Annotated in this window: 23 protein-coding genes; 11 read left to right on the forward strand and 12 right to left on the reverse strand. The window is 60.6% G+C overall.

Features of this window, described 5'->3' with window-relative positions:
• Positions 1-205: 205 nt before the first annotated feature.
• The 7 genes from VJS46_RS05100 to VJS46_RS05130 all read right to left on the reverse strand — a co-directional run bounded on the left by VJS46_RS05100 (position 206) and on the right by VJS46_RS05130 (position 6649).
• The gene (locus VJS46_RS05100) at positions 206-808 is read right to left on the reverse strand and encodes a retropepsin-like aspartic protease family protein (protein ID WP_324058264.1); all 603 of its coding nucleotides are present in this window, start codon (positions 806-808) and stop codon (positions 206-208) included.
• Entirely contained in the window at positions 805-1572 is a 768-nt protein-coding gene (locus tag VJS46_RS05105; protein ID WP_324058265.1) for an MBL fold metallo-hydrolase, read from the reverse strand. Before VJS46_RS05105 ends, VJS46_RS05100 begins: the two co-directional genes overlap by 4 nt.
• On the reverse strand, positions 1569-2360 hold the full coding sequence (locus VJS46_RS05110; protein ID WP_324058286.1) for a TatD family hydrolase: 792 nt from the start codon (positions 2358-2360) through the stop codon (positions 1569-1571). Before VJS46_RS05110 ends, VJS46_RS05105 begins: the two co-directional genes overlap by 4 nt.
• Positions 2361-2461: 101 nt before the next feature.
• Positions 2462-4027, reverse strand: coding sequence for a methionine--tRNA ligase (gene metG / locus VJS46_RS05115; RefSeq protein WP_324058266.1), 1566 nt, complete (start codon positions 4025-4027; stop codon positions 2462-2464).
• 125 nt (positions 4028-4152) lie between these two features.
• Positions 4153-4629: a glutathione peroxidase gene (locus VJS46_RS05120; protein WP_324058267.1), complete on the reverse strand. Its 477-nt coding sequence runs from the start codon at positions 4627-4629 to the stop codon at positions 4153-4155.
• 105 nt (positions 4630-4734) lie between these two features.
• The gene (locus VJS46_RS05125; RefSeq protein ID WP_324058268.1) at positions 4735-5406 is read right to left on the reverse strand and encodes an ABC transporter ATP-binding protein; all 672 of its coding nucleotides are present in this window, start codon (positions 5404-5406) and stop codon (positions 4735-4737) included.
• A complete protein-coding gene (locus VJS46_RS05130) occupies positions 5399-6649 on the reverse strand; it encodes a lipoprotein-releasing ABC transporter permease subunit (protein ID WP_324058269.1) in 1251 nt (416 codons plus the stop codon). The genes VJS46_RS05125 and VJS46_RS05130 overlap by 8 nt, the downstream gene beginning before the upstream one ends.
• Positions 6650-7125: 476 nt before the next feature.
• Here VJS46_RS05130 and VJS46_RS05135 point away from each other — a divergent pair, with 476 nt between their 5' ends.
• Complete coding sequence (locus VJS46_RS05135; RefSeq protein ID WP_324058270.1) at positions 7126-7584, forward strand: Hsp20 family protein; 459 nt, start codon at positions 7126-7128, stop codon at positions 7582-7584.
• 168 nt (positions 7585-7752) lie between these two features.
• Here the strand turns inward: VJS46_RS05135 and VJS46_RS05140 are convergent, their stop codons facing one another.
• The 4 genes from VJS46_RS05140 to tpiA all read right to left on the reverse strand — a co-directional run bounded on the left by VJS46_RS05140 (position 7753) and on the right by tpiA (position 11510).
• Complete coding sequence (locus VJS46_RS05140; protein WP_324058271.1) at positions 7753-8430, reverse strand: Crp/Fnr family transcriptional regulator; 678 nt, start codon at positions 8428-8430, stop codon at positions 7753-7755.
• 53 nt (positions 8431-8483) lie between these two features.
• Positions 8484-10124, reverse strand: coding sequence for a CTP synthase (locus tag VJS46_RS05145; protein WP_324058272.1), 1641 nt, complete (start codon positions 10122-10124; stop codon positions 8484-8486).
• A gap of 188 nt (positions 10125-10312) precedes the next feature.
• Entirely contained in the window at positions 10313-10699 is a 387-nt protein-coding gene (gene secG / locus VJS46_RS05150; RefSeq protein ID WP_324058273.1) for a preprotein translocase subunit SecG, read from the reverse strand.
• 61 nt (positions 10700-10760) lie between these two features.
• Positions 10761-11510, reverse strand: coding sequence for a triose-phosphate isomerase (tpiA, locus tag VJS46_RS05155; RefSeq protein WP_324058274.1), 750 nt, complete (start codon positions 11508-11510; stop codon positions 10761-10763).
• Between the two features lie 203 nt (positions 11511-11713).
• Between tpiA and VJS46_RS05160 the strand changes: the two genes are divergently transcribed.
• From VJS46_RS05160 to lexA, 8 genes are all read left to right on the forward strand, one after another.
• Complete coding sequence (locus tag VJS46_RS05160) at positions 11714-13666, forward strand: peptidyl-prolyl cis-trans isomerase (RefSeq protein ID WP_324058275.1); 1953 nt, start codon at positions 11714-11716, stop codon at positions 13664-13666.
• Positions 13663-15180, forward strand: coding sequence for an anthranilate synthase component I (trpE, locus tag VJS46_RS05165; protein ID WP_324058276.1), 1518 nt, complete (start codon positions 13663-13665; stop codon positions 15178-15180). The genes VJS46_RS05160 and trpE overlap by 4 nt, the downstream gene beginning before the upstream one ends.
• Positions 15181-15223: 43 nt before the next feature.
• Entirely contained in the window at positions 15224-15814 is a 591-nt protein-coding gene (locus tag VJS46_RS05170; RefSeq protein WP_324058277.1) for an aminodeoxychorismate/anthranilate synthase component II, read from the forward strand.
• Entirely contained in the window at positions 15811-16797 is a 987-nt protein-coding gene (trpD, locus tag VJS46_RS05175; RefSeq protein ID WP_324058278.1) for an anthranilate phosphoribosyltransferase, read from the forward strand. Before VJS46_RS05170 ends, trpD begins: the two co-directional genes overlap by 4 nt.
• A complete protein-coding gene (trpC, locus tag VJS46_RS05180) occupies positions 16794-17585 on the forward strand; it encodes an indole-3-glycerol phosphate synthase TrpC (RefSeq protein ID WP_324058279.1) in 792 nt (263 codons plus the stop codon). Before trpD ends, trpC begins: the two co-directional genes overlap by 4 nt.
• Positions 17582-18052: a cyclic pyranopterin monophosphate synthase MoaC gene (moaC, locus tag VJS46_RS05185; RefSeq protein ID WP_324058280.1), complete on the forward strand. Its 471-nt coding sequence runs from the start codon at positions 17582-17584 to the stop codon at positions 18050-18052. The genes trpC and moaC overlap by 4 nt, the downstream gene beginning before the upstream one ends.
• Positions 18052-19236, forward strand: a complete 1185-nt coding sequence (glp, locus tag VJS46_RS05190; protein WP_324058281.1) for a gephyrin-like molybdotransferase Glp — start codon at positions 18052-18054, stop codon at positions 19234-19236. Before moaC ends, glp begins: the two co-directional genes overlap by 1 nt.
• Before the next feature lie 67 nt (positions 19237-19303).
• A complete protein-coding gene (lexA, locus tag VJS46_RS05195; protein ID WP_324058282.1) occupies positions 19304-19972 on the forward strand; it encodes a transcriptional repressor LexA in 669 nt (222 codons plus the stop codon).
• Positions 19973-20197: 225 nt separating this feature from the next.
• On the opposite strand, the gene VJS46_RS05200 is transcribed toward lexA, so the two are convergent.
• On the reverse strand, positions 20198-22339 hold the full coding sequence (locus VJS46_RS05200) for a ComEC/Rec2 family competence protein (RefSeq protein WP_324058283.1): 2142 nt from the start codon (positions 22337-22339) through the stop codon (positions 20198-20200).
• 68 nt (positions 22340-22407) lie between these two features.
• Between VJS46_RS05200 and gltX the strand changes: the two genes are divergently transcribed.
• Positions 22408-23844: a glutamate--tRNA ligase gene (gene gltX / locus VJS46_RS05205; protein WP_324058284.1), complete on the forward strand. Its 1437-nt coding sequence runs from the start codon at positions 22408-22410 to the stop codon at positions 23842-23844.
• A 20-nt stretch (positions 23845-23864) separates the two neighbouring features.
• Positions 23865-25151: a citrate synthase gene (locus VJS46_RS05210; RefSeq protein WP_324058285.1), complete on the forward strand. Its 1287-nt coding sequence runs from the start codon at positions 23865-23867 to the stop codon at positions 25149-25151.
• Positions 25152-25186: the final 35 nt, after the last annotated feature.

Below are 25186 nucleotides of genomic sequence, written 5' to 3' on the forward strand. Positions count from 1 at the left end.
GCAGCAGCGTATCAAAGCGTGTAAGCTCGCCATGGCTCATGGATACCACCGTCATCCGTGCACTCCCTGCATCCAGGGAGCACCATGCCACCAGTGACATCTCTAATTTGCAGAGGGTGACATTTCTAAATGGCGCTTACATTCGGTTAGTTCGATAATATATATTATGTTAAATTTCATATCCGCTATGGAAGAGGGGCACCTCTCAGGCCGGCTCAAGGATCATCTCATCACCCTCGACCCGCCAGCTTTTCAATTGCGACAGGAAGTTCATTCCAAGCACGTTCACGTCGCCAAATGCTGGTGACACGACGATGGCCAAGTCCGTGGCCTTGAGCGGCCCGATCTCCAGTGTGGCGATATTCGAACGGCGCGCTTCCACTGCGCCATTGGCTGTAGTCAGCACCATGGGAAAGCCGGACTGGTCGACATTCAATCCCGCGTCGAGCGCGGCGCCTTCGGACATTGCCGTAATGCTGGCCCCGCTATCGATCAGGAAGCGGATTTCATGGCCGTTAACCATTGCTTCCACCCAGAAATGTCCGTCGAGCGATTTGTTGATCCGCAAGGCTGTTCCGACAATCCGCTGCTGCGCTTCGCCAGTCACTTCCGATTTCACGCGATCAGCAACCATGCCGAGTTCAGTGCGGTAGCTGAACAGAGCGAGCGCAATCACGAAGATTGCCACCCACCAAAGCGCCATGCGAAGTGCGGCGGTCAGCGACCAGCGGCGAGACAATAAGGCGCTGCCCACAAGCACGATGGCAAGAAGCAGCCAGATGAGTTCCGCGGACTGCGCTCCCGTCACTTGATCTCCACGGTCATGCCGTCAAAGCCGGGCACGACGCCTTCTGGTAAAGTGCGCAACAGATGCGCATAATCCATGCTCTGATCCATATGCGTCAATATAGCCTGCCCTGGCTGCACGCTCTGAATAGCTCCAAGAGTAAGCGCCAGGTGCGTATGGGTTGGGTGCGGCCGTTCACGCAACGCGTCCACTACCCAGATATCGGTGCCGGAGAAAAGGCGGTGCATGTCATTCGTAAACTTATGGAAGTCCGTCGAGTATGAAATTGATTTTCCGTCATATTCAAATCGGAAACCGGTGGAATAAATGTCCCCGTGCGGCTGATCCACGCACCGTATGAGGATATCCCCTATCACCAGTTCATCGGGCAATATATGGGGGTTCACCGTCGCCGGATAGCCGTCCCTGCCGTCGAAGACATATTGGAAGCGCCGGCGCAGATGGTCCAAGGTCTGCCTCCGCGCGTAACCCGGCACCGGCGAACCCCGAAAATGGAAAATCTGCCTTAAATCATCGATGCCATGGCAGTGGTCGGCATGGTCATGCGTCCACAGCACGGCGGTGAGATCAGTCACATTTGCGGTGAGAAGCTGCTCGCGCATGTCTGGCGAGGTGTCCACCAGCAGGCGGGTGGTTTCGGTTTCAACCAGGATCGAGGCTCGGGTCCGGCGATTGCGGGGCTCTGCCGGATCGCAGGAGCCCCATTCATTTCCGATCCTTGGGACGCCGGAGGACGTCCCGCATCCCAAAATGGTGACCTTCACGCAGCAGCCTCTTGCACCGTGACCTTGTTGAACAAGGTCAGAAAGTTCCGGCCGGTATAGGCATGAAGCTCCGCCACATCCTCGCCGCGCAATTCCGCCAGGAACCGGGCTGTATCGGCGACAAAAGCTGGTTCGCAGGTGCGGCCCCGATGCGGCACCGGCGCCAGAAAGGGCGCGTCTGTCTCCACAAGCAGGCGGTCCTGGGGTAATCGAGCGGCGGTTTCCTGCAATTCTCTGGCATTCTTGAACGTCACAATGCCCGAAATGCTGATATAGAGCCCAAGCGCCAGGGCTTGGTCCGCGAAATTCGCGCTGGCAGTGAAACAGTGGATAAGGCCGGTATAAGCCCCCTTCCCCATTTCGTCCGCCAGGATCTCGATGGTGTCCGCTTCGGCATCTCTTGTATGGACGATCAGCGGAAGGCCGGTCTCCCTTGCGGCCGCGATATGAGCGCGAAAGCTGCGCTTCTGCTGCTCCCGGTCGCTATGATCATAATAATAATCGAGGCCCGTTTCGCCAATTCCTATGACACGCGGATGCTGGGCCCGCGCCACGAGCTTGACCGTATCCATCTCAGGATGGGCATCGGCCTCGTGAGGATGTATGCCGACCGTCGCCCAAACATCGCTGTTGCGCTCGGCAGTGCCAATGACCGCGTCCCATTCACTCTCACGCGTCGCGATGTTGAGCATGATGCTCACCCCCGCCTTTCGGGCCCGGTCGAGTATGTCGGCCTGCTCTTCGACCAGGCCTTTATAGTTCAAATGGCAATGACTATCGATCAGCATGGGGCGGATATAGGGGCCTTTCATGTTCTTGCCAAACCTGACCCTTCGGCGTCGCGCTACGGGATTTTTGCGGGTGTCAGGATGGCAATGCTCTTTTCAGATCAGGCTGTGGCCGGCAACTCCAGTCTCGGGAAAAGCGGACTGGGCGGAGCGATGACAAACCCGCTTTCCGTCAATTCCTTGAACCACTGGCCCTTTTCTATGGAATCATAGTCTCGCCGGTCCCGCGGAACGCCCATCTGATCGAGCAACTCGGCGGCACTTGCAGGAATGACGGGTTGAATGCCGATGGCGAGATTGCCGATGGCCTCATATAAGGTGGATAATACCGCCTCCATCCGGCCGGGATCGGTCTTGCGCAGCGCCCAGGGCGCTTGCGCGTCAATATAGGCGTTGCAGGCAAAAACGGCGCGCATCCAGGATTCGATGGCCTGCGATATGGCCAGCTCTTCCATTGCCGAAGCAAATTCGGTTCCGGCGCCCTGCTCTACCAGCGCCAGCAATTCCTGATCCACCGCCTGCCGTTCGCCTTGCGGCAATCGGCCGTCCAGATTCTTGGCAATGAAGCTCAGGGTGCGCTGCGCCAGGTTTCCGAAGCTGTTGGCAAGTTCGCTATTGGCTTTTTGGACAATGGCTTCCGGGCTATAGCTACCATCATTTCCGAAGGTAACTTCGCTGAGCAGGAAATAGCGGAGCTGGTCCACGCCGAACGCTTCGGCCAGTTCCATTGGATCGGCGACATTGCCGACCGACTTCGACATTTTCTCGCCACGGTTAAGAAGGAAACCATGGCCAAACACCTGCTTGGGCAATGGCAGCTTGGCGCTCATCAGGAAGGCAGGCCAATAAACCGCATGAAAACGGACAATGTCCTTTCCGATGATGTGGAAAATATCGCCGCCTTCACTCCAGAAACTGCGCCAATCGTCCGTATCTTCCGGGTAGCCCAAGCCCGTCAGATAGTTGGTGAGCGCGTCCACCCACACATACATGACATGTCCCTCGCTTCCCGGAACCTTGACGCCCCAGTCAAAGCTGGTCCGCGATACGCTGAGATCCGCCAAGCCGCCCTCAACGAAGCGGAGAATTTCGTTGCGGCGGCTCTCCGGCCTGATGAAATCGGGCTGCCGTTCATAAAGGTCCAGCAGAGGCTGCTGATATTGGGACAGCTTGAAGAACCAGCTTTCCTCCACTGTCCATTCCACGGGAGTGCCCTGCGGGGAAAGACGGACGCCCCCTTCCGCTTCGGTCAGTTCCTTTTCGTCATAAAAGGCTTCGTCCCGAACGGAATACCAGCCTTCGTAGCGGCCGAGATACAGGTCGCCGCTCGCCTCCATCGCTTTCCAGATGGCCTGACTCGCGACATGATGCGCAGGCTCGCTGGTGCGGATGAACCGATCATAGCTGATGTTGAGAACATCACCCATATCTTTGAAATAACCGGACATTTCATCGGCGAGCGCGCTTGGCTCCATGCCCTTGCCACGCGCCGTCTGGGCCATTTTCAGCCCATGTTCGTCGGTGCCCGTCTGGAATCTTACTCGCCTGCCCATCATCCGCTGGAACCGGGCGATGGCGTCCGTCGCGATCGCCTCATAGGCATGGCCGATATGAGGGGCGCCATTGGGATAGGCGATGGCAGTCGTGATGTAGAAGGGTTTGGACATTCAAGCTCTTCTTTTCGGGAGGCTGGGGCCGACTTCCTAGACGTCAGACACCCATATTTGAAGAGGCGATCTCTATTTCTGCTGGCAAAACCGGGGCAAGGAGCAGAATAGCCGCCGCCATTTCGTCAAAGCAGCTTTTCCACATCCTTGGCCAGATCCTCCGGCTTTACCGTCGGGGCATAGCGCGCCACCACCCTGCCGCCGCGGTCCACAAGGAACTTCGTGAAATTCCATTTGATGGCCCTTGTTCCCATCATGCCCGGCTTAGCTGCCTTCAGGTGGTCGTAGAGCGGATCGGCATTTGGGCCGTTTACCTCAATCTTCGCCAGGAGGGGGAAGGTCACATCATAATTGAGAGAGCAGAAGCTTGCGATTTCCTCTGCATTGCCGGGCTCCTGGCGACCGAACTGGTTGCATGGGAATGCCAGCACCTCAAAGCCCCGGTCTCTATATTTGCGGTACAATGCCTCTAGTCCCGCATATTGCGGCGTGAACCCGCATTGGCTGGCAACGTTGACTATCAACAGGACTTTGCCTGCATAACCGGACAAGGGGATGGGCTCGCCATTGGACGCTGTCACGGTAAGATCGTGGACGTTCATGCGGGATTCCTTTCTGTGGCGGCGGCTTCGGGGTGAAGCGAGCCTCCATTTCCGCCGTCGCTCCGAAGAGGCAACGGCTCAGTTTTTCCACAACATCAGCACTGCCTACTCCAACACCCCTTCATGCAGCCGCAAAACCCTGTCCATTTTCCCTGCCAGCCGCTCATTATGCGTGGCTACGAGCGCGGCGGAGCCCTCTTCCCGCACGAGGCGCAGGAATTCTGCAAAGACGATATCCGCCGTATGTTCGTCCAGATTGCCGGTCGGTTCGTCCGCCAGCACCAGCGCCGGACGATTCGCAAGGGCACGCGCCACTGCCACCCTCTGCTGCTCGCCGCCTGACAATTGGCTGGGCCGGTGATGCAGCCGGTGGCCAAGGCCGAGCGAACCGAGCAGGCTTTCCGCGCGGGACCGCGCCGCAGCCGGATCCACATCCCGGATCATCTGCGGCAGGATTACATTCTCCATCGCGTTGAAATCGGGCAGCAGATGGTGAAACTGGTAAACGAAGCCCAATGCATCGCGCCGCAGCCGGGTCCGGCCGTCGCTTGGCAGCCGCGCGGCTTCCTCTCCCATAATGGCGATCGAACCTTGAAAACCGCCCTCGAGCAACCCTACCGCCTGGAGCAAGGTGGATTTGCCCGAGCCAGAAGGACCGAGCAGTGCCACGATCTCCCCGCGCCTAATGGCGAGGTCGATGCCGCGCAGGACCTCGATCGTCTCGCCGCCTTGAGTGAAGCTGCGGCGAAGGCCGCCGACCTTCAATATGTCATTCATAGCGGAGCACCTGCACCGGATCGGTATTAGCGGCCTTGAAGGCGGGATAGAGCGTCGCGAGGAAGCTGAACACCAGCGCCATCAGGCAGATGATCGTGATCTCTATAGGGTCTGCCTTGGCCGGCAGTTCGGTAAGGAACCGGATCGACGGATCCCAGAGATTCTGTCCAGTCACAAATTGCACGAAATTGACGACGCTTTGGCGGAAAAAGAGAAATGTGAAGCCAAGGATCACTCCCGCGCACATGCCGAGGGCCCCGATCGTGACCCCCACCGTCACGAAAATCTTGAGCAGGCCGTGCCGTGTCGCACCCATGGTCCGCAGGATTGCAATGTCCCGCGTCTTTGCCCGCACCAGCATGATGAGCGAGGACAGGATGTTGAACACGGCCACCAGAATAATGATCGACAGCACCACGAACATGGCGACCCGCTCGACCGCCAGAGCCTCGAACAGGCTGGCATTCATCTGCCGCCAGTCAGTTACTACCGCCCTCCCTGCCACTTTCTGCGCGAGCGGCTGCAGTATGTCGCCAACCTGATCAGCATTCACCGTCTCCACCTCGATCATGCCCACGACGTCGCCGAGCAGCAGCAGAGTCTGCGCGTCCTCCATCGGCATGACGACAAAGGCCTTGTCATAATCAAAGACCCCCACTTCGAAGATGGCGCCGATCTCATAGGATATCTCGCGCGGCACCGTGCCGAAGGGGGTGGCGCGGCCTGCGGGATTGATGATGCTGATCCGGCTTCCGACCTGGGCGCCCAGATTTTCGGCGAGCCGCGCACCAATCGCAACCTTCCCGCTGCCCGCCGTCACATCGGCCAGGCGGCCCGCGACGACCTTTTCCTTGAGCGTGGGATTGGTGCGAATGTCATGCACCGTCATGCCCCGCACCAATATGGCTTCGACCCGGCCATTATAATTTGCGAGCAGCGGCTGTTCGATGAGCGGAGTGGCACTGGTCACCCCGGGAGTGGCTTTCGCCTCCTTCAATATTTCACGCCAGTCGGGAAGGCGCCCGCCATAGCCCTGCACCACCGCATGGCCGTTCAGGCCGACAATCTTGTCGAACAGCTCTGCCCGAAAACCGTTCATCACGCTCATCACGATGATGAGCGCCGCAACGCCCAACATCACCGCCACCAGGCTGATGCTGGCGACCAGAAAGATGAAACCCTCCCCCTTGCCTGGGAGAAGGTAGCGTTTGGAGATCATCCATTCATAACGGGACAGAATCATGCAGCGGTTTATCGTCTTTCTCTATGTTATGAACGGTCTAGGCATGACCATCCGCAGAGGCAAGGAGATGTGCCCTTTTCCGTGGCTGTGGCACAATGAACACAGGCTGACTCCAAAATGTCAGGACCGTACAATTTGGCGGTGACAGGCGCGGCACCACGGCTTAGCAGAGGAGACAAGAAACACAGGTCAGAGGCCGTGGTTCAGGGACGCCGCTGTCCCGTCCGATGCTTAAAGGGGGCGTCAGGACGCGCGGGCGCGGTACCAAAGGGGGAGACGAGTGATCGTCCAGGAGCGCCCGGGTCTTCGACGGCCCGGGCGCTTTTCCGTTTGAAGTCAGGCACCCGCACCGCCCCTTGAAATCATCCAAAGCGAAAATATCTCATAATTGTCTGGACGCCTATTTGGGCCGGACAAACAGCGGCAGGTGCCTTTTGGACCTGCGCATTCATTTTGCTCATGAAGAGGATTTGGAGATGAGGCAGTTTGACTTTACCCCCTATCGCCGTTCGACGGTCGGCTTCGACCGCCTGTTCGATCTGCTTGAAAACAGCGCAAGGCTTCAGCAAGCGGACAATTACCCGCCGTTCAACATCGAACGCCTGAGCGACGACCGCTACCGGATCACGCTGGCGGTTGCGGGCTTTACGGCTGATGACATCGACATCGTCGCCCAGCAGAACATGCTGCAGGTGACGGGCAAGAAGGAAGAGGTTGAGCAGGACCGCTCGAACTTCCTGTATATGGGCATCGCCAACCGCAACTTTGAACGCCGTTTCGAACTGGCCGATTTCGTCCGGGTCGAAGACGCCGGGTTGCGCGACGGCTTGCTCACCATTGAGCTCGTCCGCGAAATCCCCGAAGCGATGAAGCCGAAGAAGATTTCCATCTCTTCCAGCGCCACCACGATCGAGGATCACCGCGACGCTGCCTGATTGAAGAAGTCGGGCAAAGGAATTCTGGGGCTGCCTTTAGCTAGCCAGATGGAATCATCTGGCGGCTCGGAAATCACGGAGAACAAGGGAATATTAGACTCGTTTCGGTTCGATCAGAACCGGAACGAGTCTAGGGGCAGCCCCTTTCCTTGCTCCCGCTTCAGTTCCTCAATCCACTGACGCTGCAATGTCCTCCAGTGTCGCAGGATCAAGGATCCTTATTCCCCCCTGCTCTACCGCCGTTACCCCTGCCTGTGACCAGAGCGACAATTGCCGGTTGATATTCTCCCGCGATATGCCGGCAAACATGCTGAGTTCGGTCTGGCTGAGCGTGATGACGGGCTGGCCCTCCCCCCGGATGAGCCGCAGCAGGAAGCGCGCGAGCCGTGGGGCGGCGGCATAGGCGCGGTCGGTTTCGATCGTCTGATTGGCGACGCGCAGCCGCAAGGCGAGCTCCCGCATGATGCGCAGTGCGATCTGATGGTTCTGCGAGATCAGCCCCTCAAAAGCGCTTCTGCCGAGCGAAAGATAGCGCAGTGGCTCCATGGCGATGACGCTCGCGGTCCGCGCACCCCCGTCGAGCAATGCGATCTCCCCCAGTACCGAGCCGGCCCCTGCATATTCCAGGACGATCTCCCGGCCGTTGGCGGTGTAAACCGTCACGCGAGCCTGTCCATCGAGCAGGATAATGAGCGAATCGCCCCTGTCCCCTTGCCTCAGCAGCACATCGCCCTTGGCGGCCTCATTGAGCCGCGCCGTCTGCAACAGCTCGGAAAGCTCCCCTTCAGTAAGGATCTGAAGAAGGCTGTGCTCGGGCAGCTTCCCCGAAAGATGCTGAGCGTCCATGGGTCAGCGCTATAGCTCAGTTCGGATGGTGCCGGATAGAGCCCAGCGCCTTTTCAGACGAGCCGGCTCTGTTTCACCGCCGCTGCGATGAAGCTGGCAAAGAGCGGGTGCGGTTCGAATGGCTTGGACTTCAACTCCGGGTGGAACTGCACACCGACGAACCAGGGGTGGTCCGGCCGCTCGACAATCTCGGGCAGTGTTCCGTCCGGCGACATGCCGGAAAAGATGAGGCCGCCCTTCTCCAGCGGTTCGCGATAATGCGCGTTCACTTCGTACCGGTGACGATGCCGTTCGCTGATCTCTTCATTCTCATAGATCGAAGCTACTACGCTGTTTCCAGCGAGCTTTGCCGGATAGGCCCCAAGACGCATGGTGCCGCCAAGATCGCCGCCCGCTTCCCGTTTCTGACGTCCTTCCTTGCTCATCCACTCGGTGATGAGGCCAACGATGGGCTCTTCCGTAGGACCGAATTCGGTGGTCGACGCCTTGGCGATCCCTGCGGTGTTGCGGGCCGCCTCGATACAGGCCATCTGCATGCCCAGGCAGATTCCGAAAAAGGGCACATTGCGCTCGCGGGCGAACTTCACGCTTGCGATCTTGCCTTCGCTGCCGCGTTCCCCGAAGCCGCCCGGCACAAGAATGCCATGCATCGGCTCCAGTTGGGCAACGGCATAATCCCCGTTTTCCTGCGTTTCGAACAGTTCCGCGTCCAGCCAGCGGACATGAACCTTCACGCGATTGGCAAGGCCGCCATGCATCAGCGCTTCGTGCAGCGATTTATAGGCGTCAGGCAGTCCCACATATTTGCCAACGACGCCGATCGTCACTTCACCTTCGGGATTGTGCCAGCGGTCCATGATGTCGGCCCATTGAGCCATGTCCGGATCGGGCGCATCAGTGATGCCGAAGGCACGCAGGACTTCATTGTCCAGGCCCTCCTGATGATATTGCAGCGGCACCGCGTAAATGCTTGGCGCGTCGAGGGCCGGGATGACGGCCTCTTTGCGAACGTTGCAGAAAAGCGCGATTTTCGCCCGCTCGCTTTCCGGCAGCGGATGCTCGCAACGGCAGAGGAGAATGTCCGGCTGGATGCCGAGGGAGGTCAGTTCCCGCACGCTGTGCTGTGTAGGCTTTGTCTTCAACTCGCCCGCAGCGCTGATATAGGGCACCAGCGTCACATGGACGAAGACCGTGTTCTCCCGGCCGATATCATTGCGTAGCTGCCGGATCGCTTCGATGAAGGGCAGGCTTTCAATATCCCCCACCGTTCCACCGATTTCGCACAGCACGAAGTCGAGGTCATCGACCTGATCCTGGGCAAAGGCCTTGATGGCGTCGGTGACATGGGGGATCACCTGAACCGTCGCGCCGAGATAATCCCCACGCCGTTCCCGCGTGATGATCGTCTGGTAGATGCGGCCTGCCGTCACATTGTCCGACTGCCGTGCCGAAACGCCGGTAAAGCGCTCATAATGGCCCAGGTCCAGGTCGGTTTCCGCCCCATCATCAGTCACATAGACTTCGCCATGCTGATAGGGCGACATCGTTCCCGGATCGACGTTTAGATAGGGATCGAACTTGCGAATGCGCACGCGATAACCCCGCGCCTGCAGCAATGCTGCAAGGCTGGCTGCCATAAGACCTTTGCCAAGCGAGGAGACCACGCCGCCGGTGATGAAAATGAACCGCGCCATGGGAGGAAAGGCTTATCCTTTGTGAGTGACAACAAGCAAGCGTCCGAATCCGGCGCCGGTGAATTTTTTTGGCTGAGGGCGTCATGCCGAACTCGTTTCAGCATCCATGAGCGTTGCGAAAGCCGCTCGCACGCAGCACCAATGGGCCCTGAAACAAGGTTCAGGGTGACGACGAACTGAACAGAAGCTTATTGCGCCAGCGGAACGCCTTCGTTCTTGGGCGCGGTTTCATTCTGCGCCGCCTTGTCCGCCGCAGCAGCGAGCGGATCGCCGCCAGCGACCGGAACATCATCAGCAGGCGCAGAACTTGTCCCAGAACGGGACAGAGACGTGTCGATGCTGGAAGGCGCATGCTTCACTGAAGCAATAACCGCCAGCACAACGCTCAGCCCGACAAACAGCGTTGCCAGGATCGTGGTTGAACGGGTCAGGAAATCCGCCGCCCCGCGCGCCGACATGAAGCCCGAAGGACTGCCGCCGACGCCCAGGCCACCACCTTCGGACCGCTGCATCAGAATGACGCCGACCAGCGCCGCTGCCACAATGGCCTGAACGACAAGGATGAAGGTGAACATGAAAAATCAAAACCCGTCTATAGCTGATGGAGCGGGCACATAACGCCTCCTGCTCCGATCTTCAACCGGCAGCAGAGGCCGCTTCAATGATCGGCGCGAATTTTTCCGCCGTCAGGCTAGCTCCGCCGACCAGTCCGCCGTCCACATCGGCGATAGCAAGAAGGTCCCCCGCATTGGCCCCATTCATCGACCCGCCGTAGAGAATGCGCATATTGTCTGCATCAGCGCCGATGCGCGAACGAAGCGCCTCCCGCAATGCGCGGTGCATGCGATCCACTTCTTCCATGGTGGGGGTGCGGCCAGTACCGATGGCCCAGATGGGTTCATAGGCGATCGATAACCAGGCGGCCGCGGCGTTCTGCGGCAATGAGTCGAGAAGCTGTTCCGAAACCACGGCCTCCGCATTGCCGGCGTCGCGCTCGGCTTCTGTCTCGCCCACACACAGGATGACATTGAGCCCCGCCTGATGCGCCGCAACGGCCTTTGCCGCCACATCCGCGCTTGTCTCATGCTGATCGGTCCGCCTCTCGCTATGACCGGCGATGACGGTCTTCGCCCCCGCTTCCTTCAACATCGCGGCGGAAAGGCAGCCGGTATGGGCGCCGCTATCCTTCATGTGGCAATCCTGCCCCCCGATGAAGGCGGAACGCGCCACGCCGCTTGCGGCGTGAATCAGCGTAGCAGGGACGCAAAGCCCCACTTCAACCTTCGGCTTTTCCTGCGCGAGACGATCAATGGCTTCGATTTCGCCGATTTGGGCCAAAAGGCCATTCATTTTCCAGTTGCCGACAATCAGTTTCCGTCTGCTCACCAAATGACTCCTGCAGGGGTTGTTGAACATGCGCTGCTGGTCCGATAGCGGATGAAGGCAGATTGTCTAGGGCGCGAAAGCATGATTGGGCGCCATTCCGGCCTGGCAGCGAGACGAGCCTTGCAGTTTCCGAGCTTGATGCCAGCCACTTGCCATCCTAAAGCGGGCAGCCGTTACGCTTTGCACATTGCTTTGGAAGCATCATGATCAGTCTCATCCGCCGCCTTATCCACTCCAAGATCGGCCTCGGTATCGCTTTTCTTCTGGTGGCGCTTGCTGCTGTTGCGTTTGCCGCGGGCGACATCACCGGATCGGGCGGGGGGCTCGGCAACTTTACCGGCGGCAGCGGCACGGTGGCAAAGGTTGGCGGCGATGCAGTGACCGCGGCCGATCTCCAGGGCCGTACGCAGATGGTGTTCGACCGGAACCGTCAGCAACAGCCGCAGCTTGAAATGACCAGTTTTCTGGCTCAGGGCGGCGCGGAAAATGTGCTCGATCAGCTGATCCAGGGCCTCGCCGTCACGGAGTTTGCGCGCGATGGAGGCATGGCTGCCAGCAAGCGCCTGATTGATGGGCAGATTGCCAGCATTCCGGCCTTTCACGACGCCTCCGGCAAGTTCAGCGATCAACTTTATCATGAGCTGCTTCGGCGGCAGAACATCACGGACGCCGCCTTGCGTCAGGACATGTCCCGCGACGTCTTCACCCGCCATGTGCTGGCGCCGGTTGCGATGGGCAGCCGCATTTCCCGTGACATGACGCTTCCCTATGCCTCCCTGTTGCTGGAAGCGCGTCAGGGCCGGATCGCCGTCATTCCCTCAAAGCTGTTCATGAGCAATGAGGAGCCCAATCCCCAGGAACTGACCGCGTTCTACAACCGCAACGCCGATCGGTTCACAGTGCCCGAGCAGCGGCAGCTCCGCTATGTGCTGGTCGACAAGGCGCGCTTTGAAAGGGCCGCCGCCCCCACAGAGGCAGAGATCACCCGCTATTATAATGAGAACAAGGCCAATTACGCCGCTCGGGAGGAACGCACGCTGGCGCAGCTGATCGTCCCGACGCAGGCCGCTGCCGACGCAATCGCCGCGAAGGTCAAGGGCGGCACCAGCCTGGCTCAAGCCGCCAAGGGCGCGGGCCTGGCTGTTGCGACGCTCGACAAGCTCAGCGAGCGGCAATATGCGGAAAGAAGTTCGGCTGCGGTGGCAAAGAGCGTTTTTGCCACGCCGCAGGGCCAGCTTGCTCCCATCGCCAAATCGCCGCTCGGCTGGCATGTGGTTGAGGTGACTGGCGTCTCGGCCACTCCCGCGCGGACGCTTGCCGCTGTCCGGCCGGAGATCGTCACTACCCTTCAGCAGCAGAAGGCCGCCGAAGCCATGGCTGATTTCCTCGCCAAGGCCGAGGATCAGATCGCGGAAGGCACGACGTTCGAGGAGTTCGCGAAGGACGCCGCGCTGCCGATCAAGGCTACCCCGTTCATTTTGCGGAATGGCACGACCGTGGAGCAGGAAAATTACCAGGCGCCACCGGAACTCCGGCCAATGCTGGATCCTGCGTTCAGCATGGAGGCGGATGACGAACCGCAGATGGTGACGATCGCGCCTGACCAGCTCTATGCGTTGCTGGACGTGACGGACATCAAGCCCGCCGCCCCGCCGCCGCTGCAAAAAGTCCGCGACGTCATAATCCAGCAATTCAAGCTGGAACGCGCCGCCGGCCGCGCTCGTACGGCTGCGGACCAACTGGTCGCGAAGATGAACAAGGGGGTGGAATTCGCGAAGGCGCTGGCTGAAACCGGTCTCAAAGTTCCTCCGCCGCAGCCTCTTGGCGGCAAGCGGGCGGACATTGCGCGTGGAGGCCAGCAAGTGCCGCCACCCCTCGCCCTGCTCTTCAGCATGGCCGAAGGCAGCACGAAGCGGTTGGAAGCCCCCAACGATCAGGGCTATTTCGTCGTCCGGCTCGACAAGATCCAGCGCGGCGATGCTGGTGGACAAGCTGGGCTCGTCAATGCTGTGCAGCAGGAAATGTCCCGCGTAACCGGCAATGAATATGCCGAACAATTCGCCCGTGCCGTCGAGCAGCATGTCGGCGTGAAGAGGAATGCCTCCGCCATTGCCGAGGTGAAGCAGCGTCTGCGCGGCGGTTCGGCGGCTCAATGACGCAGGCGGAGCTTGATCTTGATAGAGTCCGCAAGGCGCTGGAGGCGGGCAAGTCGGCGCTCGTGTGGCGGCGTCAGATTGCCGATACCGACACGCCGATCTCCGCGGCGCTCAAGCTGATCGAGCCAGATCGCGGGGATTTCCTGCTGGAATCGGTGGAGGGCGGATCGGTCCGGGCGCGCTATAGCTTGCTGGGCCTGGCGCCGGATCTTGTATTCCGCGCGCAGGGACAACAGGCGGAAATCAACCGCGAATGGGCCACCGATCGCGCCGCTTTCGCACCGGTGACAGCAAAGACCCTGGACGCCTTGCGCCAGCTCGCCGCCGAATGCCGTTGCGAGGTGGATGAGGCGCTGCCCTCGGCGCTTGCCTGCCTTGTGGGCTATTTCGGCTATGAGACGGTCGGGCTGGTGGAAAAACTGCCCCGCCCTCCTAAAAATCCGCTTCAGTTGCCCGACATGCTTTTTGTAAGGCCGACGGTCATCCTGATTTTCGATAGGCTGGCCGACGCGCTTTATCTGGTGGCTCCGGTCTGGGCCGGAAGCTTTACCGATGCGGGCAAGGCAATCGCCGACGCCCTCGATCGGATCGACGCCACGGCTGCCCGGCTGTCCGGCCCTCTGCCCGCTGATGCCGCGCCATCCGCTCCCTCAGTCGAGTTGGCGGTCACTCCAGCTCTTGCTCCCGGCCGCTATGCGGAAATGGTGAACAAGGCGAAGGACTATATCACCGCCGGCGACATCTTTCAGGTGGTGCTGGCGCAGCGCTTTGCCGCGCCCTTCTCCCTGCCACCCATTTCGCTCTACCGCGCCTTGAGGCGGATCAACCCATCCCCTTTCCTCTATTATCTGGACCTTCCGGGCTTTGCCCTCATCGGTTCCAGCCCTGAAATCCTGGTCCGCGTTCGCGACGGGGAAGTTACGATACGTCCCATCGCCGGGACCCGCCCTCGCGGCAAGACGGCTTCGGAGGATGCCGCCAATCGCGACAGCCTGCTTGCTGATCCCAAGGAGCGGGCGGAGCATCTGATGCTCCTCGATCTCGGCCGCAACGATGTCGGACGGGTAGCCAAGGCCGGCACGGTCAGGGTGACGGACAGCTACGCCGTCGAATTCTACAGCCATGTGATGCATATCGTTTCGAACGTGGTGGGCGAGCTTGATCCGCAGAAGGATGCGCTAGACGCGCTTTTTGCAGGATTTCCCGCCGGCACCGTCTCTGGCGCGCCCAAGGTCAGGGCTTGCGAGATCATAGCTGAATTGGAACCAGAAACGCGCGGGGCCTATGCCGGCGGCGTCGGCTATTTCAGTCCCGATGGCAATCTCGACAGCTGCATTGTCCTGCGCACTGCCGTCCTGAAAGATGGCGTCATGCATGTTCAGGCAGGCGCGGGCATCGTTGCCGACAGCGATCCCGCCTATGAACAGCGCGAATGCGAAGCCAAGAGCGGCGCCCTCATAGCCGCCGCGCGGGAGGCCGTCCTGCTCGCTCGGGAGCCCGATTTTGGCCAGTGAGCTCGGACTCGCTCAAAACGCGGCTTCACGTTAAAGCCGAATCATGATTCTCGTCATCGACAATTATGACAGCTTCACCTGGAACCTGGTCCACTATCTCATGGAACTGGGTGCAGAAGTGGAGGTCGTGCGCAACGACGCCATGTCGGCGGGCCAGGCGCTATCCACCGGCGCTGATGCGTTCCTGATCTCCCCTGGTCCCTGCACCCCCAATGAAGCGGGAATCAGCCTCGATCTGGTGGCGGCCTGTGCCGATGCCGGGAAACCGCTTCTGGGCGTATGCCTTGGCCACCAATCCATTGGTCAGCATTTTGGCGGCAAGGTTGTTCGTGGCGGCCTGATGCATGGCAAGACGTCTCCGGTCAGCCATGACGGCACCGGCCTGTTTCAGGGCCTTCCCTCCCCCTTTACGGCTACCCGCTATCACAGCCTGGTGGTGCAGGACATTCCCTCAAACCTTCTGGTCAACGCCACCAGCGACGACATGATGGTGATGGGCTTCCGGCATGCGACGCTTCCCATTCATGGGGTTCAGTTCCATCCTGAAAGCATCGCCACCGAGCATGGCCACGCGATGCTTGCCAATTTCATGAGGATTGCAGGGCTCCCGGTGAAGGAACGCGTGACGGCATGACGTCATTGCCCAATCCGTCACAACCCATCTCCGCAGAAGCGGCCGGGAGGGCTTTTGCCGCCATTCTCGACGGGACAATCTCCGACGCGGATGTGGCCGCTTTTCTCGTCGCGCTGAGCGAACGAGGAGAAACCGCCACGGAAATCGCGGCTGCGGCTCAGGCAATGCGGGAGCGCATGATCCCCATCGACGCTCCGGCCAACGCCATTGACGTCTGCGGCACCGGCGGCGATGGACACCATACGCTCAATGTTTCGACTGCTGTCGCTATCGTGGTGGCCGCCTGCGGCGTACCAGTGGCAAAACATGGCAACCGCGCGGCCTCGTCGAAAGCGGGCGCCGCGGATACGCTGGAGGCATTGGGGCTAAACCTTGCCCGGGCGGGGGAGCAGGCCGAAGCAACGCTGGCCGACCTCGGCATCTGTTTTCTCTTCGCTCAGGCGCATCACCCTGCCCTGGCTCACCTCGCACCCATTCGCCGCTCGATCGGCCGCCGCACAATCTTCAACCTGATGGGCCCGCTCGCCAATCCGGCAAAGGTCCGGCGACAGCTCATCGGCATTGCCCGGCCCGACTATGTTCCGATCTATGCAGAAGCGCTGCAGAAACTCGGCACGGAACGCTCGATGGTGGTCTCGGGCGAGGAGGGTCTGGACGAGCTTTCGCTTGGCGGCGGCAATGCCGTTACAGAGGTGGAAAAAGGCGGCCTTCGGTCCTACATTGTTTCGGCCGCTGATGCCGGGCTTCCCAGGCATCCGGTGGAAGCGATCAGGGGCGGCGACCCGCAGCATAATGCAGATGAATTACGCAAGCTGCTTCAGGGAGAGCCCGGTCCCTATCGCGACGCCGTCCTCTTCAACAGCGCGGCCGCGCTTATCGTGGCGGGAGAGGTAGAAAGGCTGGCCGATGGCGTCGAGGAAGCCGCCGAAGCCATTGACAAGGGGCTGGCCAACGCGCTGCTCAATTGCTGGATTGCCTTTTGATGAACAAGCTCACCGAAATTTGCGCCACCAAGCGGGACGAAGTGGCCTCGCGCAAGGCAGCAATCACCTTCGCGACGTTGAATGCTCTGAAGGCGGAACAAAGCAGTCCCCGTGGCTTCCGCGCCGCCCTTGATGCAGCCGCCATGTCCGGCCATGCGCTCATTGCGGAGATCAAGAAGGCCAGTCCCTCCAAGGGCCTCATCCGCGCCGATTTCGATCCCCCGGCCCATGCGCAGGCCTATGAGGCGGGTGGCGCCGCCTGCCTCTCGGTCCTGACCGATGCTCCCTATTTTCAGGGCCATGAAGATTATCTGATGGCCGCCCGGTCCGCCTGCAGCCTTCCCGTGCTCCGCAAGGACTTCATGGTTGATCCCTGGCAGGTGCATGAGGCGCGAGCGATTGGTGCGGACGCCATCCTCATCATCGTCGCCGCACTGGAAGACGGCCAGATGCAGGAGATCGAGGCGGCGGCCAGCGAATGTGGCATGGACGCGCTGGTCGAGGTGCATGATGCCCGCGAGCTGGAACGTGCGCTCAATCTTAAATCCCGCCTTATCGGCGTAAATAATCGTGATCTCAGGGACTTCTCGGTCGATTTTGCGAGAACCTATGAGCTGGTGGACCGGGCGCCGAAGGATTGCACCTTCATTGCCGAAAGCGGCCTCACGTCGAAGGCGGACCTGGACGCCATGGCCGAACGGGGCGTGCGCTGCTTCCTGGTCGGCGAAGCCTTGATGCGGGAGGCGGACGTGGAGGCGGCAACGCGCAGGTTGCTGACCGGCGCATGACCCGCCTTACCCATCTCGACCAGGACGGCGCCGCCCATATGGTCGATGTGTCGGCCAAGCCCGCCACCACGCGGCAGGCCATCGCCACTGGCCGCATCACCATGTCGCAAGAGGCGCGGCAGGCCATATCCGAAGGCCTTGTCAAGAAGGGTGACGTTCTTGCCGTTGCCCGTGTGGCTGGCATCATGGCGGCCAAGAAGACATCCGAACTCATTCCTCTCTGCCATCCGCTGCCGCTATCTTCGATAAGCATCGGCCTCGAGTTGGACGATGCAGGGGTGGTCGCTATCGCCACGGCCAAAACCAGCGGCCAAACGGGGGTTGAGATGGAGGCACTGACGGCTGTCAGCACAACACTTCTTACCGTCTATGACATGGCAAAGGCCATCGATAAGACAATGATAATCGGTGATATTTGCCTGTTGGAAAAGACCGGCGGAAAGTCCGGCAACTGGAAACGCGACTAATGGCTTTGCTGCCGGTTGAGACGGCGCAGCAAAGGCTGATCGCTTCAGCAACAGCGGTGAATGTCGAAAACGCTTCCCTGGCGGAAGCAATTGGCCGCTGGCTGGCTGGCGATGTTCATGCGCTACGGGATCAGCCCTGGACCGCGCTGTCCGCGATGGACGGCTATGCCATCAGGCATGCCGACCTGCCAGGACCCTGGACCGTCACGGATGAAAGCGCCGCCGGAAACCTCACGCTCCACACTGTAAGGCCTGGAGAAGCAGTGCGCATCTTCACTGGTGCGCCCATGCCCAAGGGCGCAGACAGCGTGCTGATCCAGGAAGAGGCGGCATTGCAGGGCGCCTCCCTGGCCCTTGCGGGCGCAGGACCGGAATATCCCGGCAAGAATGTCCGCCTGCAAGCAGCCGACTTTGCAAAGGGCGCATTGCTGCTGCGCCGGGGAACCCGGATAGGCTCCCCGCAAGTCGCCCTGGCCGCAATGGGGGGGCATGGTTTCCTGCCGGTCCACCGGAAGCTGCGCATCGCCCTTTTCACGACGGGCAACGAACTCGCCGAACCGGGGCTGCAGAAACATCCAGGCGAACTTCCGGCCTCCAACAGCCTTATGCTGCGGGCAATGCTGTCGGACCTGCCCGTCCTCATCGAAGACCTGGGGATCGTAGGGGATGAACTGGAGGCGCAGGTGGACGCATTCAGAAAGGCCTCCAGCGCCGACATCATCGTCACGACTGGCGGCGCATCCGTCGGCGATCATGATCTCATCAAGCCAGCCTTTGAGGCTGCGGGCGGTTCGCTGGACTTCTGGCGCATTGCCTTGCGGCCGGGCAAGCCGCTGATGGCCGGCCGGAATGGAAATGCACTGTTCCTTGGTCTTCCCGGCAATCCGGTATCCGCCTTTGTGACGGCAACGCTCTTTCTCCTCCCGCTGGTGCGGCACATGAGCGGGGCGGCCGATCCCCTGCCCCCCCTCTTCGAGGCCCGCCTGGCCAATGACATGCCAGCGGCAAGCAACCGGGCCGTCTATCTCCGCGGCATGGTGGAGAATGGCACGGCAAGGCCCCTCACCGATCAGGACAGCGCCGGCCTTGGCTCCCTCGCAGCCGCCAATGCCCTCATCGTCCGCCCTTCCAACGCGCCAGCGGCCAAGGCTGGCGAAATGGTGCACTGCCTCCCCATCGCCTGAGCGTGCTTGACGCGCCTCCATTCGTTTCCTATACGTTCCCTGTCCGTTCCACTACAGGGGGTCGCCCATGTTGACGCTCAAGCAGCATGAACTGCTCTGCTTCATTCACCGCAGGCTAGAGGAAAGCGGCGTTTCGCCCAGCTTTGAGGAAATGAAGGAGGCCTTGGACCTCAAGTCCAAGTCCGGCATCCACCGGCTCATCAATGCCCTTGAGGAACGGCAGTTCATCCGCCGTCTGCCGAACCGCGCCAGGGCGCTCGAGGTGCTGAAGCTTCCGGAGGGCCTGGACCGGGTGAAGGATCCTGCCCCGGCCGCTCCCCAGAAGGTGCCGGAAATCCCCGTCGCTGCCAATGACGTCGTCGACATCCCTCTGCATGGCCGGATCGCAGCAGGCGTTCCCATCGAAGCACTTGAAGGCCAGAATATGCTTTCCGTTCCGGCTGCGCTGCTCGGTTCGGGAGAACATTATGCGCTGGAAGTCGCTGGCGATTCCATGATTGAAGCCGGCATATTGGACGGCGACTTCGCGCTGATCCAGCGGACCGAAGTCGCCCGCGATGGTCAGATCGTCGTTGCGCTTATCGACGACAATGAGGCGACTTTGAAATATTTCCGGCGGGAGGGACCCAGAGTTCGTCTGGACCCGGCCAACAGCACCTATGAACCGCAAATCTACGATGCCTCACAGGTCCGGGTGCAAGGCAAGCTGGCAGGTCTGCTCCGCCGATATAATTGATTGTGGCGGATGGAGCGGGGTGAAGTTGAGACTATCATCGCCCCCATTACCGTCGTCCCTGCGCAAGCAGGGACCCCGCTTTCCTTGGCGTGGATGAAGAAATGCTTGAAAAACGCGGCTTCTATTGGGAATTCCCACATCAGGAATTTCCTATCCAACAGGGAAATTTCCATTTCCAAATCAACGCCCATAAGTATCAACTTCGTTAAGTTGACGTTCCAACATTTACCTGCCGCGGCTGAGCCAGGGATGGCCATCCAGAGGATCAATTGCGGTTCGCACCACCTGCGCCTCGAAACTCACCGACACGCCACCATGCCGCCTCAAAAATGGCCGGTCGAGCTTCAACCATCGGGGGACGCAGCCCTTGGGCAGCCTTCGGTCACTGATGACGATATCGGCCGTCCGGCACTGCCCGGCGAGTTGGCGCCAGGGCACCATATACCTGCTCCGGGTGGCCATGATCCGCCAATCCCGATCTCCCCTGCTAAGGGTTATGGAGCACAGGTCCGGGCTGCAGCGGGCATTGGGGAGTTTGCTGATCTCCCCAAGGTCTCCCTGATAACCCGCATTCTCGCTCAGCACGTCCCGCACATAATCTCCCGCCTTGCCCCGCAACAGCGCCAGGCCGCCATCGCTCGTGCGAACCACCAGATGCCGGCCATCTCCAGTGACCAGCAGGTCCGGCGCTGGGGATAGTAGCATCGCCGCCAAACCGCCAATCATCGGCGTCAGACCATAATATCGCGCGCAGGTTCGCCACAGGCTGATCCACAATCCTCCGCCGACCACCAGAGCAAAGGCCCATCCGGGAAAGACCGGCAGCATGGCGACGGCATGGCGCTGCGCGGAAACGAAGTGCGCCAGCCCAAGCAGCAGGCCGAGCGCCTTGCCGGCCAGCCACCAGGCCGGCGCGCCAAGGCCTGCCAGATCAAGGAAAAGCGCCAAAGCCTCCAGCGGCATGATCACGAAGGTCGTCAGCGGAATAGCGATGATATTGGCCGACGCGCCATAAAGACCGGTTTGGTGAAAGTGATAGAGGGCGATCGGCGCGAGCGTCACCTCAACGGCAACCCCGGTCAGGAACAGGATGACCAGCGCCCTGCCCGCCCGTATGATCATTCCGTCCTGCTCCTGCCGCCGCGTCATCCACGCAAAAGCCGGAAGCTCATGCAGAGCCACGATTGCAGTCACGGCTGCGAAGCTTAGTTGGAAGCTTGGACTCACCACGACTTCGGGCCAGAATATCAGGACAAAGGCCGCCCCTGCCGCAACCAGGCGGAGGGTGATTGCCTCTCGCCCCAGCGCCAGCCCTCCTAGCACGAGCAATGCGGCTATGCATGATCGGACCGTCGGCACCTCGGCGCCGGTGAGCAAGGTGTAGCCAATGCCCGCCAGAGCACCCGCTCCGGCTGCGATCAGGAGCAGCGGCCAACGCAAAGCGAGCCTTGGGCTAAGCGCCAGCAGGCGAAAGACGATGAGCATGACGCCGCCGATCAGCGCGGTGACGTGAAGGCCGCTGATCGAAAGAAGATGGGCAAGACCGCTCCGCCGCATTGCCTCTTCATCTTCCTCGCTGATCCCGCCCCGGTCACCAGTCGCAAGGGCAGCGGCAAGAGCCCCTTCGCCGCCCTCCAATTGCCGCTGGACATGCGCCGACAGCCGGTGACGAAGCGAAGGTGCGTTTCCGTCCGGCGCGGAGACGACCAAGCGCACCGGCGGCGTAGCCCGCCCCGTCGCGCCTATCCCTTGGAACCAGGCACGCTTGGCAAAGTCATAGGCTCCGGGAACTGCAGGCCCGGCTGGCGGCATGAGCCTTGCCTGCAGGGCAACGCGGCTGCCCTCCGCCAGACCTTCGGGGGCATCCTTTTCCATGATGTTGACGCGGATCTTGGGCGGCAGGTCGGGCCGGCCGACAGGTTGCAGTTCCACCCGGACCATTGATCGCGCGCTCATCGGTTCGATCCGCAGAACGGTGGCAGAGAAACTCGTGAACAACGGACGTTCAAGCACTGGTGCTGCCACCATGGCAGACTTGCCCCAGATGAGCAGGCAGCCGAATGCAGCAAGCAGCCCGCCTGCAAGCACTATCCTCCGCATGCGTCCTCCAGCGGGCATCAGCAGCGACAGTGAGGCGACACCAAGCGAAGCGCAGATCCATGCCGCCCATGCGCTGGAGCCGGGAAGCGAAAACCAGGCGATAATGCCAAGGCCAAGGCCCACCGGAAGCCAGAGTGCAACCTGGTCACGCTCCTTTTCAAGCCAGGCTTCAAGCCGATGCCAGCAAGCATCAAGATACCGTGCCGGGCTTGGCAATGGAGGGGTTTGTCGAAGCTCTAAAGCCATGCTAGGGGCGTCACCGGTCATTCTGGCCTGATCATCCGCGACATGCGCGGCAGCATGCGCTGAAGCCGGACTTATTGAGGAATTACTGCGTGAGCGCAACAATCGAGAATAAGGGCGTCGTTACGCGCTTTGCCCCTTCTCCAACAGGTTATCTGCACATTGGCGGCGCCCGGACCGCCCTCTTCAACTGGCTGTTCGCGCGTCATCATGGCGGCAAGTTCCTCCTGCGCATCGAAGACACAGACCGCGCGCGCTCGACCGATGAGGCGATCGACGCCATTTTCGATGGACTGGAATGGCTGGGGCTGATCGGCGATGAACCCGCCATTTTCCAGTATGACCGCGCCTGGCGCCATGCAGAGGTCGCGAAACAACTCCTTGCGGAGGACAAGGCCTATCGCTGCTATGCCACTCCCGAAGAGCTGGAGCAGATGCGCGAGGCTCAGCGTGCGGCAAAGCAGCCGATCCGCTATGACCGCCGCTGGCGTGATCGCGATCCTGCCGAAGCGCCTGAAGACGCCCCCTATGTCATTCGCCTGAAGGCGCCGCTGGATGGAGAAACCACCATTTCCGACTGCGTCCAGGGCGACGTGACGGTGCAGAATGCGGAAATAGACGATTTCATCCTGCTCCGTTCCGACGGCTCGCCGACCTATATGCTCTCGGTCGTGGTGGACGATTATGACATGGGGATCACCCATATCATCCGCGGCGACGATCACCTCAACAACGCCTTTCGTCAGCTCGCGCTCATTCGTGCCATGGGCTGGCCGGAGCCGGTTTACGCGCATGTGCCGCTCATTCATGGTGCGGATGGAGCGAAGCTCTCCAAAAGGCATGGGGCGATGGGTGTCGATGCCTATCGCGACGAAATGGGCATGTTACCTGAAGCGCTCTGCAACTATCTCCTCCGCCTCGGCTGGGGGCATGGCGATGAAGAGACGATTTCACGGGAAAGAGCGGTTGAGTTGTTCGATCTCGACGGAGTCGGCCGGTCCCCCTCGCGCTTTGACCTGAAGAAGCTTGAGAATCTGAACGGCCATTATCTCCGGGAAGCCGATGACACTCGTCTAGCCGGGCTTGTCGCGCCCCAGATGGCGGGCGCGCTTGGCCGCGATCTTGCTTCAAACGAGGTAAGTTTGCTCGCCAAAGCAATGGAGTCGCTGAAGCCAAGAGCAAAGAATATCAACGAGTTAGCCGAAGGAGCCCTTTTCCTTTTCAAAAATCGTCCGCTTGATCTCGACGAGAAGGCGCAAGCCCTGCTAGATGAGCCCGCTCGCGTGCTTATCGGGAAAACCCGGGTGGCGCTGTCGGAAGTGCAAGACTGGTCGATCGCGGCGCTTGAAGAACAAGTGCGGGGCGTGGCAGAGGACGCAGAAATTGGCCTCGGGAAGGTGGCTCAGCCCTTGCGCGCGGCGCTGACGGGGCGGACGACCTCGCCGGGCATCTTCGATGTCCTCTTTCTCCTTGGGAAGGAAGAATCTTTGGGACGTTTGTCGGACGCGGAAACAGCGGCGGCAGGCTGACGGATTGAATGGAGAACAAAATGGGTGAACGCGACGCCACGTTGAAAATCGGCGAGGAAGCACAGGATTATCCGATCCTGTCGGGATCTGTTGGGCCGGATGTGCTGGATATCCGTAAGCTTTACGCCAATACCGGCATGTTTACATATGATCCTGGCTTCACCTCCACCGCGAGCTGCGAATCGGGCCTGACCTATATCGATGGTGACGAGGGCATTCTGCTCCACCGCGGCTATCCCATTGAACAGCTCGCCGAGAAGAGCAACTTCATGGAGGTCTGCTACCTGCTGCTGCGTGGTGAACTGCCCAATGCCCAGGAATTGCAGGACTTCACCTATACCATTTCGCGCCACACCATGGTGCATGAGCAGCTGTCGACTTTCTATCGCGGATTCCGTCGTGATGCGCACCCGATGGCGATCATGTGCGGCGTGGTCGGCGCGCTGTCGTCCTTCTATCACGACTCGACCGACATCAACGATCCGCACCAGCGGATGGTGGCCAGCCACCGCCTGATCGCCAAGATGCCGACAATCGCGGCCATGGCGTACAAATATTCGATCGGTCAGCCCTTTGTCTATCCGCGCAACGACCTCAGCTATACCGGCAACTTCCTGCGCATGACCTTCTCGGTCCCGGCCGAGGAATATGAGGTTGATCCGGTCGTGGAAGCGGCGATGGACAAGATATTCATCCTGCATGCCGACCATGAGCAGAACGCGTCAACCTCGACCGTGCGCCTCGCCGGTTCGTCGGGCGCCAATCCTTTCGCCTGCATCGCGGCCGGTATCGCCTGCCTCTGGGGCCCGGCGCATGGCGGCGCCAATGAGGCGGCGCTCAACATGCTCCGCGAGATCGGGACCGTGGATCGTATTCCGGAATTTATCGCTCGCGCCAAGAACAAGGACGATCCCTTCCGCCTGATGGGCTTTGGCCACCGCGTCTATAAGAATTACGACCCGCGCGCGAAAGTGATGCAGAAGACCGCGAACGAGGTGCTCGACAAGTTGGGCGTCAAGGATCCGATCTTCGACGTCGCCCGCGAGCTGGAGCAAATCGCGCTCAACGATCCTTATTTCATCGAAAAGAAGCTCTATCCGAACGTTGATTTCTACAGCGGCGTAATCCTGTCGGCGATCGGCTTCCCGACGGACATGTTCACGGTGCTCTTCGCTCTTGCCCGCACCGTCGGCTGGGTAGCGCAGTGGAACGAGATGATCTCCGATCCCGCCCAGCGGATCGGCCGCCCGCGCCAGCTCTACACGGGGCCCGCGGCCCGCGATTATGTTCCAATGGGCCAGCGCTGAAAGGCGACGACATGAGAAGAGGCGGCGCCCGAAAT

The organism is Rhizorhapis sp., assembly GCF_035276005.1.
In the GTDB taxonomy this organism is placed as follows: domain Bacteria; phylum Pseudomonadota; class Alphaproteobacteria; order Sphingomonadales; family Sphingomonadaceae; genus Rhizorhapis.